We start from the raw sequence: 11,897 nt of genomic DNA, 5'->3' as shown, positions 1-11,897 counted from the left end.
TTTCGGTAATTTTGAACCTTATTACTGGACATCGTATTTCATTTTCCTTAAAATTCGTAAGGCTTCTTTAAAGGATAAATAGACCTGTCCAAAAGGTTTTAAAAGAGCTTTCGAATCGATCAATTTTTGTTTAGCATCTTCAAAACCATTCAGATAGCAGATCATAAAAGTAGAAGGAAGGTTTTCTAAATCAGACATTTCGCGTTCCGAAAGTGTAAATCCTTTTTGCAATTTCTGAAGCAGTGTCACATTCGAATTATAAATATGATACAACATTCGCCTGTTGAATTCCGGTGGCTGAAAAAGCATTTTGCGGTCAATCTTATAATAGCCGTTATCAAAAAAACGGATGGTCTGTTCCTCCAGAGGATAATAACTCGTTTTATCATTCAGTCCTAAAGGAACATATTCGGTAATGGTAAAACTATCGTCGTCAAAAACAATGGTAACCACATCCAGAGCCGAATAAAAAAGCTTAATCTGTTCATTGATCAGTTCGATATCGACGCGCGATAAAAAGGTTTTATCCCTTGATTTTTTAGGAACTCCCGCCCAGCAGATCACAAACAATTCTTTAAAAACATTGTATTTAGGCGACATGTCTTTGTGCCTGAAATTCATAAAATCGATAACACCGTCCAGTGTATATTGAATACTGTTTCGGGAACTGTTTTCGATTCCAATAACGGTTTCCGTGTTTTGATAATTCTTTTCGATCTCCCCTTCGACAGGAACCGAATTACTGCCACGTCTGACAAAAACACTATTGGCGACAATGGTATGTATTCCTTTTTTAAAATAAGATGTTTTATTTTTGGGTTTAATAGTCACCAGCCCGATTACTTTATCTTTTGGAAGATTTGGAAAAGGAACATTTTCGTATTGAATTTTAGGCGGATTTTCTAAAAAAGCATTCACCAGATTCTGAATCCGGCTGTCATCAAAGAAATCATCCCCGACAATTTCATTATCCTGATCTTCAACACCCACAACAATATAGGAATTGTTGGTAGGATTTGAATTGGACAAGGCACAAATGTGTTTCAGAAACTTCCCCTTTCCTTCGCGGGTATGCAGATTCAATTGTCTTTTTTTGTCATAAAAACTGCTCTCGTCGTTATGGGCAAGTAAATTTTTTATTAAAAGACGTTTGTTGATCATTTAATCAGACTTCTTAGATGTTAGATTTTTAGACTTCTTAGACGTTGGACTTCTTAAATTTTTAGATTTAACAATTTTAAATCTCGCTGTCTAAGCTAGTCTAAAATCTAAGAAGTCCAACGTCAAATAATCTAAATATTCTTCTTGACAATTGTTGCCGAGGCTTGCGCCGTCGGATATACAATTAAATCCGCAATGTTTACATGGTATTTTCTCGAAACTACAAAATGAATAATATCCGCAATATCTTCCGCTTGTAAAGCGTCCAAGCCTTTATAAACATTCGACGCTCTATCTGCATCGCCTTTAAAACGAACTTCACTAAATTCGGTTTCAACCATTCCCGGATGAATTGCTCCTACTCTAATTCCGTATGGATTCAAGTCCATTCGCATTCCGTTATTAATAGCATCAACAGCATGTTTTGAGGCGCAATAAACATTCCCATTCGGATAAACTTCTTTACCCGCAATAGAACCAATATTGATAATATGTCCCGCTTTTCTTTCGATCATTTGCGGAATAATAGCCTTTGAAACATACAAAAGTCCTTTCACATTAATATCGATCATAGCATCCCAATCGTCAGTATTTCCATTTTGAATTGGATCCAGACCATGAGCATTTCCGGCATTATTAATTAAAACATCAATTTGCGAAAATTCTGTTGGCAATGAGTTTATAGTTGAAAAAACTGTCTCTTTATCACGAACATCAAAAGAAAGCGAATGGACTTCTGTAAAAGCCGAAAGTTCTTTTTCAAGTTCTGCCAAACGTTCTTTACGTCTTCCGCAAAGGATAATTTTATAGTTATTTTTTGCCATTATTTGCGCGGTTGCTTTTCCAATCCCGCTGGTGGCCCCAGTAATTAAAACTGTTTTTTTCATGCTGATTTTTTTATTTTTTTCACACCAATAGAAGCTGAATACTGAATACTGCCACTGAAAACTACGCTACATCGTCCCCCATACTTTCAGTCCAGATCGCAAACCAGTCTTCTTTATCCATTTCAAGTTCGACTGCTTTCATCAGGGATTGAATTCTGGCAATATTTACTGTTCCGGCGATCGGAATCACTTTTGCCGGATGTTTCAGAATCCAGGAAAGCAAAAGGGTATCTGAACCAAAATGGTATTTTTCTACTAAGGCCGAAAGCAATTTTTTCAGACGACGTGTTTTCTTGGTATCTTCCCTAAACACAGTTCCAAGCGGATTCCATGACAATGGTCTTATTCCGTGCGTTTGCATATAATCCAGACTTCCGTCCGTCATGGGTTCGAAATGTGTTGCCGAAAACTGAACCTGATTGTAATTAACTTCTGTTTTCTGGCGAATTAATTCCGTTTGGGAATTCGTAAAATTAGAAAGTCCAAAATCGATAATCTTACCTTCAGACTTTAATTTTTCAACTGCTTCAGCAATTTCATCAGCCTGCATCAATGGGCTTGGCCTATGGAGTAAAAAAACATCTACGTAGTCTGTTTTTAATTTTTTAAGTGATTCTTCAACGGACCAGACAATATAGTCTTTCGAATAGTCATAATGTTTGATTTTGTTCTCCGGACGATTTTCAGCAATCATCCGGATTCCGCATTTGGTGATTAGCTGTAATTTCTCACGTGCAATTTTACTGGCGTGAAAAGCTTTTCCAAAGTCGGCTTCTGTGGTATAGGATCCGTAAATGTCGGCGTGATCAAAAGTGGTGATTTTGTTTTCGATACAGATTTGTATCAGGTTTTCCATTTCTTTTGGTGTAAGGTTTTTATCCCATACTCCCCAATTCATAGTGCCTGAAATTATAGGCGATAATGTTGTTTTGCTCATGGTACTATTGCGTTATTTTTGGTATTAAATATGCTTTTGTAAAGCATAATCACCAAAGTTCTTAAAAATATAAAAATAGATTCACAATTCGTCCTTAAAATTAGGTCATTGGTCGAAGTTTTAACCATTCTTTAACATCTTACTTCTCAAAAAATATTCAATTTGCACTCTCAAAAGTTAGGCACATAAATCAACGTCTTAAAAAGGTTTTAAAAATATTTATATGGAAGAAAATACAACGACTTTAGACATTAGAGCGATAAATGAAAAAATTGAAAGAGAAAGTGCTTTTATAGACCTTCTTACAATGGAAATGAACAAAGTTATTGTGGGCCAGAAACATATGGTCGAGCGTTTATTAATTGGTCTTTTGGGACAGGGGCACATTTTACTGGAAGGTGTTCCGGGACTGGCCAAAACTTTAGCCATTAATACTTTGTCACAAGCTGTTCAGGGTTCTTTCAGCCGTATTCAGTTTACACCTGACTTATTACCTGCCGATGTAGTCGGAACAATGATTTACAACATTAAAGCAAACGAATTTTCTATTAAAAAAGGGCCAATTTTTGCCAACTTCGTACTAGCCGATGAGATTAACCGTGCTCCCGCCAAAGTACAATCAGCACTTTTGGAAGCGATGCAGGAAAAACAAGTTACCATCGGAGACACTACTTTCAAACTAGACCGTCCGTTTTTAGTACTTGCCACTCAAAATCCTGTAGAGCAGGAAGGAACCTACCAGCTTCCTGAAGCCCAGGTCGATCGTTTTATGTTGAAAACAGTAATTGACTACCCAAAAATTGACGAAGAGCGTTTTGTAATTCGTCAAAACTTAAAAGGAAGTTACGAAAAAGTAAATCCGGTTGTTTCAGTAGAACAAATTCTGCGTGCACAGGAAGCTGTTCGTGAAGTTTACATGGACGAAAAAATCGAAAAATATATCCTGGATATCATCTTTGCAACCCGCTATCCGGAAAAGTACAAACTTGCGGATTTAAAACCTCTTATCAGTTTTGGAGCATCACCACGTGGAAGTATCAATTTAGCTAATGCAGCAAAATGTTACGCTTTCATCAAACGTCGTGGTTATGTAATTCCTGAAGATGTTCGTGCCGTTGTACATGATGTTTTACGTCACAGAGTAGGGATCACCTACGAAGCTGAAGCCGAAAACATTACTTCTGTAGACATTATCAATAAAATCGTAAACGAGATTGAAGTACCTTAAAAATAGTTTTCAGTGTTTAGTCGCAGTATACAGTCATAAAGACATTGATACACTGCGACTAAACACTGCGACTGAAAACTAAAAAAATGGATACAAAAGAGCTTTTAAAAAAAGTACGAAAAATAGAGATCAAAACCAAAAGGCTGAGTAATCATATCTTTTCGGGAGAATACCACTCTTCTTTTAAAGGGCGTGGAATGACTTTTAGCGAAGTGCGTCAATACCAGTACGGCGATGATATCCGTAACATCGACTGGAATGTGACTGCGCGTTATAACGAAGCTCACGTAAAAGTTTTTGAAGAAGAACGAGAACTGACCATGGTTTTAATGGTTGACATTTCGGGTTCTGAAGGTTTTGGATCAAAGAGTCAGTTTAAAAAAGACATCGTAACCGAAATAGCGGCAACGATGGCTTTTTCGGCTACCCAAAATAATGACAAGATTGGTTTAATCCTTTTTTCAGATAACGTTGAATTGTATATTCCTCCCAAAAAAGGTCGTTCCCATGTTTTGAGGATCATTCGCGAATTAATCGAATTTGAACCTAAAAGCCAGAAAACAGATGTGGGAGCTGCCCTAAAATTTTTATCCGGAACTCAGAAAAAGAAAGCAATTGTTTTTGTAATTTCTGATTTCATGTCTGAAAATTACGAGCAGACTTTAAAAATTGCTTCTAAAAAACACGACATTACAGGTGTTCGTGTTTACGATATCCGCGAAGAAAAAATCCCGAATTTAGGAATGGTCAGCATGCTTGACGCAGAAACCGGAAAAATTCAACTGGTGGACACCGGATCAAAATCGGTGCGAATGAATTACGAAAAACATTATCACGAAAGGGTAAATTATTTCAAAGATATTTTTAGCAAATCCGGAGCTGGTGTCGTAAACACAAGAGTTGATGAAAATTATGTGACTAAATTGCTGGGGTATTTCAAATCAAGATGATTTAGATTATCAGACTTATTAGATTGTTAGAATATTAGATTTTAAAATATAAATATCCAAAATAAAATCCGCTTCAATCTGTGTCATCCGCGTACCATTTTTAAGCAATCATTTTAGAATAAAATCTGAAATCAAAAAAATCAAATGAAATTAAAGTTTTACATATTCTTATTTTTACTTTCCTCTGCTATTTTTGCCCAGCAAAAACAAGTGGAAACGAGCATTGATACCACAAAAAATAAAATTGGGGCCGAATTTAAGCTGACGCTTAAAACGGTGGTGAGTTCGAAATCGAAAGTCGTTTTCCCAAAACTAAAAAACATTGGTCCGCTTGAGGTAATTCAGTCGTACCCCATTGATACGGTTAAGAAAAATGACACTTACGAACTGATCAAAAAATACGGTTTAACACAGTTTGATTCCGGAAAATATACCATTCCAAGTGTTCAGATTCTTATTGACAAAAAACCTTTTTTATCTGATTCTATCCGTGTTGAAGTGGCTAACGTAAAAGTGGATACTTTACAGCAAAAAATGTACGACATCAAAGACATTACCGCTTCGGACAGCGGCATTAGCGATTGGTGGCTTTATCTTTTGATTGTAGTTGTACTTATCGGAATTGGAGTTTTTGTCTACTGGTTTGTCAAAAAACGCCAACAAAAGAAAATTGAAGAAGAAGTTTATAAAACACCTATCGAAAAGGCGACCAGCTTATTGAACAATCTGGAACAGAAAGAACTGGTTCAGAAGGGTGAAATTAAAGAATATTACAGTGAACTGACTGATATTGCCCGTAACTATATTGAAGAAGCAATTCATATTCCGGCTATGGAAAGCACCACTTCTGAATTGATCCAGGCCATCAGAACGGCTTCTACCAAAAAGAAAATGGCTTTAACACCGGAAACTGTTGAAAATTTAGAGCGTGTTTTACGTCAGGCCGATTTAGTAAAATTTGCAAAATCCAAACCTTTGGATTTTGAAATCACCGAGGATCGAAATAAAATCCAAAAAGTAATCTTAACGCTTGATAACGCGATTCCAACAGAAGTTCCGAACGAAGAAGACGAGTTATTGAATGAGGCGCAAAGACAAAAACAAATCAAAATTCAGTTACGAAAAAAACGCAACAAGCGCATTGCCATTGCCATAGGATCTGTTTTTCTTTTATTGGCTCTTACAACGGCGGCTTTCATTGCAAACAAAGGTTTCACTTATGTGAAAGATACTATTTTAATGAACCCGACTAAACGACTTTTAGAAGGAGAATGGGTAAAAAGCGAATACGGAAACCCTGGTGTTTTAATTGAAACTCCAAAAGTCTTAAAACGTATGGATGCTCAAAAAGTGCTGCCGAAAGAGACAATGGCGTTAATTAAGGAAATGCAGCTTTTTACATACGGAAGCATGACAGACAATTTCTTTATTACGGTTTCTACCAGTAAATTCAAAAAACCTGTCGAGCTGGATTTAGCCAAAACTTTAGAAGGTTCTTTAAAAGTAATTGAAGCTCAGGGCGGACAAAATATAATTGTAAAACAAGAAGATTTCCAAACCAACGAAGGTGTACAGGGATTAAAAGGGTACGGAACAATGACCATCTTAAACCCTCTTGACAAAACAAGTGCAAAAGCATATTATGAAATCTTGCTTTTCAAACAAGATCAGGGCTTACAGCAGATTATGATTTTACATGAAGAAGGTGACAAATATGCAAATGATATCACAACAAGGATTTTAAATTCTGTTGAACTTAGAAAAGCAGGTAACTAATATGAGTAAGATAACTTTTTTAAATCCGGAATTTTTTTGGTTGTTTTTATTAATTCCAATTGTGATCATTTGGTTTTTACTGAAACGCAACAAACAATCGGCAACCCTAAAAATGAGTTCAACGCAGGGTTTTAAAAATAGTGAATCGCTATTGACAAAACTAAAACCATGCTTGTATGTATTCAGAACTATAGCATTATCTTCCTTAATTATTGCATTGGCAAGACCAAGGACAGTAGACATTAGCAATCAGACAAAAACAACCAAGGGAATTGATATTGTTATTGCAATTGACGTTTCCGGAAGTATGCTGGCCAAAGATTTAAAGCCAAACCGTATGGAAGCTTTAAAAAGAGTCGCGGCAGATTTCGTTGAAGAGAGACCAAATGACAGAGTCGGACTGGTCCTGTATGCTTCAGAAGCGTATACAAAAACGCCCGTTACAAGTGACAAAGCTATTATCTTAGAAGCCATTAAAGGAATTAAATACGATACGGTTTTACAGGACGGAACCGGAATTGGAATGGGACTGGCCACTGCTGTAAACCGCCTCAAAGACAGTAAAGCAAAAAGCCGCGTTATTATCCTGATGACAGATGGTGTAAACAACGCCGGTTTTATTGAACCGGAAACAGCTGCTGATATTGCAAAACAATACGGAATAAAAGTATATACGATTGGCCTTGGAACTAACGGAATGGCGGAATCACCATACGCTTACGCACCAAACGGAGGATTTTTATTTAAAATGCAAAAAGTAGAGATCGATGAGCAATTGATGAAAAACATTGCCCGAAAAACTGACGGAACTTACTTTAGAGCAACAAGCAATGACAGGTTAGCACAAATTTACAGTGCGATAAATAAACTGGAAACAACAGAAATTCAGGAATTGAAGTTCTATGATTATGACGAAAAATACAGAGGTTTTGTTTTACTCGCAGCCTTTTTACTATTGCTGGAAATTGGTTTAAGAAATACCGTTTACAGAAGCTTCATTTGATTTTTCAAATCAAAAAAATTCAATTTTAAAATTCCAGATTCCAATTTGAATTGGATTTAAAAATTGAAGATAAAGGCAAAAAGTTTGGAATTTGGAATTTATCCCCTCAACGATGAGGATTGGAATTTTAAAAATTATATGGAATTAGACGAAAAAAAATATTTATACCTTTTATTCTTACTGCCGATTGTGGTGTGTATTTTTCTTTTCAATATGTATTGGAAAAGAAAAAAGCAACGCGAATTTGGTGATATAGAAATAGTGAAAAAACTGAGCCCTGAAAGTTCTGTTTTCAAACCTGTATTAAAAATATCGGTACTGCTTTTGGCACTTGCGTGTTTAATTATCGGATTAGTGAATCCGAAGATTGGAACCAAAATGGAAACCGTAAAACGTGAAGGTATCGACATTGTTTTTGCGGTTGACGTCTCAAAAAGTATGCTTGCCGAAGATGTGGCACCAAGCCGTTTAGAAAAAAGCAAACAATTGGTTTCTCAGATTATCAACAACCTGGGAAGTGACAGGATTGGAATCGTCGCTTATGCGGGAAGTGCTTTCCCGGTTTTGCCAATTACGTCTGATTACAGCGTGGCCAAAATGTTCCTGCAAAGTATGACTCCTGATATGGTTTCGTCTCAGGGAACTTCGCTTGACGAAGCGATCCGCTTATCTTCTACTTATTTTGATGAAAAAAGCAAAACCAGTAAATTACTGATCCTGATTTCTGACGGTGAAGATCACTCTGAAGGCGCTTCTGCCGCTGCCGAAGAAGCCAATAAACTGGGAATGAAAATCATCACGATTGGTGTTGGAACTGAAAAGGGAGCGACAATTCCGCTGAAGGAAAATGGCGTTGTCAGAAGTTACCAAAAAGATCAAAACGGAACAACTGTTATCACCAGACTAAACCAGGAAGGATTGAAAACCATTGCAAAAGCTACAAAAGGAGGCTATGTGTATGGCGGAAATACGAAGGAAGTTTTAGAATATGTAAAAAATGCGCTGAACAACATCCAGAAAACGGAATTTGAAGCGACGCAAATGGCCGATTTTCAGTCGCAATTTCAATGGTTTATCGGGTTTGCATTCCTGTTATTGTTTTTGGATATTTTCCTTTTAGAAAGAAAAACAAGCTGGATAAAAGAGTTGAATTTATTTAACGAAAAGAAACATTAAAATCAGTAGCACGTGAAACGAATTTTCACAAAAAGGAAGCCTTTTAATTTTCTCTTTCTGAAATTCAAAAAAAACAATCTGATTAGTGATAATTGGTGTCATTCGTGACAAATAAAAAATAAAAAATTAGAATGAAAAATTTACTTCTTTATATTTTACTAACGTTTTCTTTAGCCGTTTCGGCTCAGGAGAAAGACAAGACATTGCCTGATGCCAATGAAGAATATAAGCAGAATAAATTTGTTGACGCTGAAGCAAATTACAGGATTTCGGAATCTAAATTCCCAAAACGCGGTGTTGCTTCTTATAACTTAGGGAATACCATTTACAGACAAAACCAGGCTTCTGAAGCTAAACTGGCGTATGCAAAAGCCATAAAAAATGCTAAAACCAGACCTGACAAACATAAAGCCTATCACAATCTAGGAAATGTTTTTATGAAAGAAAAAGATTATACGCAAGCGGTTGAAGCTTACAAACAAGCGTTGCGTAATGACCCAAACGATGAGGAAACCCGTTACAATTATGCTTACGCCAAACAAAAATTAAAAGAAAATCCTCCGAAAAACGATAAAAACAAAGACAAGAATAAGGATAAGGACAAAAACAAAGATAAAAATAAAGACAAGGACAAGGATAAAGATAAAAACAAAGACAAGGATAAAGATAAAAAAGACGATAAGGGCGATAAGGACAAGGATAAAAAAGACGGTAAAAACGATCCGAAGAAAGATGATAAATCAGACAATAAAGGAGAGCCAAAACCAATGCCCGGAGGAATTTCAAAAGAACGCGTTCAGAATTTATTAGATGCTGTTAACAACGAGGAAAAGAAAATTCAGGATAAAGTTAACGCGCAAAAAGTAAAAGGAAGTCCTAAGAAAACTGAAAAAGACTGGTAGTTCTTTTTGGTTTAATCCTTTAACCGTTCATTTGTATAATCGAATACCATCCATTAGACAAAAGGCCAATAAACGATTAAACAGTTAAACAAAACAACGATTAAACAACAAAATGAAAAGATATTTAATTTTATTACTATTCACTTTTCAAGGGCTTATGGCTCAGGTTCAATTTGAAGCCAAAGTAACCAAAACTACGCTTGGAGTAAATGAAAGACTTCGAATTGACTTTATCATGAATGTTGATGGAGATAATTTTGAACAGCCTGCATTTGAGGGATTCAGAGTTGTGGCAGGACCAAGTCAGCAGGTAAGTCAGTCCTGGATAAACGGACGCAGTTCTTTTCAGAAAGCATACTCTTATATTTTACAACCCGTACAAAAAGGAACGGTTACCATCAGACAGGCCTCTATAGAATTTAATGGTCAGGTATACAAAACAGCTCCCATAAAAATAGTGGTTACCAATGCTGTTGCCCAGGAAAGAGATCCTAACGACAGACCACAGGGTGCCGGAAGCGAGACACTGGATCTTGTGGCAGAAATTTCGAAAACGAATCCGTATCTGAATGAACCTATTACAGTCGTTTACAAATTATATTTTAATAACATCGGTGTTACCGGTTTTAAGGAACTGGCAAAACCAAAATACAATGATTTCTGGAACCAAAATATAGAGATCCAACGACTGACAACAGAAGAAGGGACTCATAATGGACAAAGATGCTATTTCGTAATCCTGAAAAAGACAATTCTATATCCGCAGAAATCTGGAAAACTTACTATTGAACCACTTTCATTAGATATTGGGGTACAATTACCAACCAATCGTCGCGACATGTTTGGTCAGATGATATTATCTGAAGATAACAAAATTGTCTCGGCCGGAGCTAAAACAATCAATGTAAAACCACTTCCTGAAGCAAGCAAACCGGAAGGTTTCAGCGGGGCTGTTGGTAAATTCAACTTTACCGTTACGCCTTCTAAAACGACACTGAAAAACGGAGAAAGCCTGGACTTATTTGTAAGTGCGACAGGATCCGGAAACATGAAATTATTTACGTTGCCAAAACCGGTAGTGCCTAATGCATTAGAAATGTATGATCCGGTACATGACGAAAAAGTAACAACTTCATTGTCCGGAATGTCGGGAAGAATTTCAGATAAGTATACTATTATCCCGCAGTATAAAGGAAAATATGCCATAAAGCCAATGCAGTTTTCTTATTTTGATCTGAGTACAGGTTCTTATAAAACTATTACTTCTCAGGAAATTATGGTTGATGTTTTAGATGGTCCAATGCAGGCTGAGGCGAATACTGCTGCAAATGCCTCAAAAAATGTTATAGCGAAAACCGAACAATTCAAATATATAAGAACCAAAACGACATTACTTTCGATCGCTAAAAACGATTTTTACGGATCGAATCTGTATTACGGATTGTTGTTACTGCCTTTTATAATTATTCCAATTATTATTTTAGCTAAGAAGAAAAAAGAAGCCATTGACAGTGATGTGACCGGAAACAGAATTAGAATGAACAATAAACTGGCTAAAAAATATTTATCCGAAGCTAAAAAACAGCTAAATAATAAAGAGCCATTTTACATTGCACTGGAAAAAGCGATGCATAATTTCCTGAAAGCCAAATTACATATTGAAACTTCCGAAATGAGTAAAGACAATATCCGGGAAGTGTTATTATCGAGAAGTGCGAATCCGGAAACCGTTCAGAGTTTTATTGATTTAACTGAAAACTGTGAATTTGCCCGTTATGCTCCGGCATCAAGTGCATCGATTCAGCAGGACTACGACAAAGCTGTTTTGATTATTTCAGAATTAGAAAAGCAGATCGTTTAAATTTAAATCCTAAAAT

General features: G+C 36.3%; 10 protein-coding genes. 7 read left to right on the top strand and 3 right to left on the bottom strand.

Annotated features, from left to right (window positions below; genetic code table 11):
• Positions 1-21 precede the first annotated feature (21 nt).
• The 3 genes from GJU43_RS09400 to GJU43_RS09390 form a co-directional block, all read right to left on the bottom strand.
• Positions 22-1,161 carry an ATP-binding protein gene (locus tag GJU43_RS09400; protein WP_154340511.1) on the bottom strand — a complete coding sequence of 380 codons (1,140 nt, stop codon included), beginning with the start codon at positions 1,159-1,161 and terminating at the stop codon, positions 22-24.
• A 131-nt stretch (positions 1,162-1,292) separates the two neighbouring features.
• Positions 1,293-2,048 carry an SDR family NAD(P)-dependent oxidoreductase gene (locus GJU43_RS09395; RefSeq protein WP_154340510.1) on the bottom strand — a complete coding sequence of 252 codons (756 nt, stop codon included), beginning with the start codon at positions 2,046-2,048 and terminating at the stop codon, positions 1,293-1,295.
• Between the two features lie 61 nt (positions 2,049-2,109).
• A complete protein-coding gene (locus GJU43_RS09390; protein WP_154340509.1) occupies positions 2,110-2,985 on the bottom strand; it encodes an aldo/keto reductase family oxidoreductase in 876 nt (291 codons plus the stop codon).
• 223 nt (positions 2,986-3,208) lie between these two features.
• On the opposite strand from GJU43_RS09390, the gene GJU43_RS09385 reads away from it, so the two are divergent.
• The 7 genes from GJU43_RS09385 (at position 3,209) to GJU43_RS09355 (ending at position 11,881) form a co-directional block, all read left to right on the top strand.
• A complete protein-coding gene (locus GJU43_RS09385) occupies positions 3,209-4,213 on the top strand; it encodes a MoxR family ATPase (RefSeq protein WP_007807095.1) in 1,005 nt (334 codons plus the stop codon).
• A gap of 86 nt (positions 4,214-4,299) precedes the next feature.
• Positions 4,300-5,163 carry a DUF58 domain-containing protein gene (locus GJU43_RS09380; protein ID WP_154340508.1) on the top strand — a complete coding sequence of 288 codons (864 nt, stop codon included), beginning with the start codon at positions 4,300-4,302 and terminating at the stop codon, positions 5,161-5,163.
• Positions 5,164-5,307: 144 nt separating this feature from the next.
• Positions 5,308-6,939, top strand: coding sequence for a hypothetical protein (locus GJU43_RS09375; RefSeq protein ID WP_154340507.1), 1,632 nt, complete (start codon positions 5,308-5,310; stop codon positions 6,937-6,939).
• Position 6,940: 1 nt separating this feature from the next.
• Positions 6,941-7,942 carry a VWA domain-containing protein gene (locus GJU43_RS09370; RefSeq protein ID WP_154340506.1) on the top strand — a complete coding sequence of 334 codons (1,002 nt, stop codon included), beginning with the start codon at positions 6,941-6,943 and terminating at the stop codon, positions 7,940-7,942.
• Between the two features lie 138 nt (positions 7,943-8,080).
• On the top strand, positions 8,081-9,118 hold the full coding sequence (locus GJU43_RS09365) for a VWA domain-containing protein (RefSeq protein WP_154340505.1): 1,038 nt from the start codon (positions 8,081-8,083) through the stop codon (positions 9,116-9,118).
• A 131-nt stretch (positions 9,119-9,249) separates the two neighbouring features.
• Positions 9,250-10,020: a tetratricopeptide repeat protein gene (locus GJU43_RS09360; RefSeq protein ID WP_154340504.1), complete on the top strand. Its 771-nt coding sequence runs from the start codon at positions 9,250-9,252 to the stop codon at positions 10,018-10,020.
• Positions 10,021-10,132: 112 nt separating this feature from the next.
• A complete protein-coding gene (locus tag GJU43_RS09355) occupies positions 10,133-11,881 on the top strand; it encodes a BatD family protein (RefSeq protein WP_154340503.1) in 1,749 nt (582 codons plus the stop codon).
• The last annotated feature ends 16 nt before the right edge of the window (positions 11,882-11,897 follow it).

This window comes from Flavobacterium sp. LC2016-23, assembly GCF_009674775.1.
Taxonomy (GTDB): domain Bacteria; phylum Bacteroidota; class Bacteroidia; order Flavobacteriales; family Flavobacteriaceae; genus Flavobacterium.
This window is presented reverse-complemented; position numbering and strand designations above follow the sequence as displayed.

Excerpts from the sequence above, each read along its gene's own strand:
- GJU43_RS09380 (WP_154340508.1), top strand. The coding sequence starts at position 4,300 with ATGGATACAAAAGAGCTTTTAAAAAAAGTACGAAAAATAGAGATCAAA.
- GJU43_RS09365 (WP_154340505.1), top strand. The coding sequence starts at position 8,081 with ATGGAATTAGACGAAAAAAAATATTTATACCTTTTATTCTTACTGCCG.
- GJU43_RS09355 (WP_154340503.1), top strand. The coding sequence starts at position 10,133 with ATGAAAAGATATTTAATTTTATTACTATTCACTTTTCAAGGGCTTATG.
- GJU43_RS09400 (WP_154340511.1), bottom strand. The coding sequence starts at position 1,161 with ATGATCAACAAACGTCTTTTAATAAAAAATTTACTTGCCCATAACGAC.
- GJU43_RS09390 (WP_154340509.1), bottom strand. The coding sequence starts at position 2,985 with ATGAGCAAAACAACATTATCGCCTATAATTTCAGGCACTATGAATTGG.
- GJU43_RS09370 (WP_154340506.1), top strand. The coding sequence starts at position 6,941 with ATGAGTAAGATAACTTTTTTAAATCCGGAATTTTTTTGGTTGTTTTTA.
- GJU43_RS09395 (WP_154340510.1), bottom strand. The coding sequence starts at position 2,048 with ATGAAAAAAACAGTTTTAATTACTGGGGCCACCAGCGGGATTGGAAAA.
- GJU43_RS09385 (WP_007807095.1), top strand. The coding sequence starts at position 3,209 with ATGGAAGAAAATACAACGACTTTAGACATTAGAGCGATAAATGAAAAA.
- GJU43_RS09360 (WP_154340504.1), top strand. The coding sequence starts at position 9,250 with ATGAAAAATTTACTTCTTTATATTTTACTAACGTTTTCTTTAGCCGTT.
- GJU43_RS09375 (WP_154340507.1), top strand. The coding sequence starts at position 5,308 with ATGAAATTAAAGTTTTACATATTCTTATTTTTACTTTCCTCTGCTATT.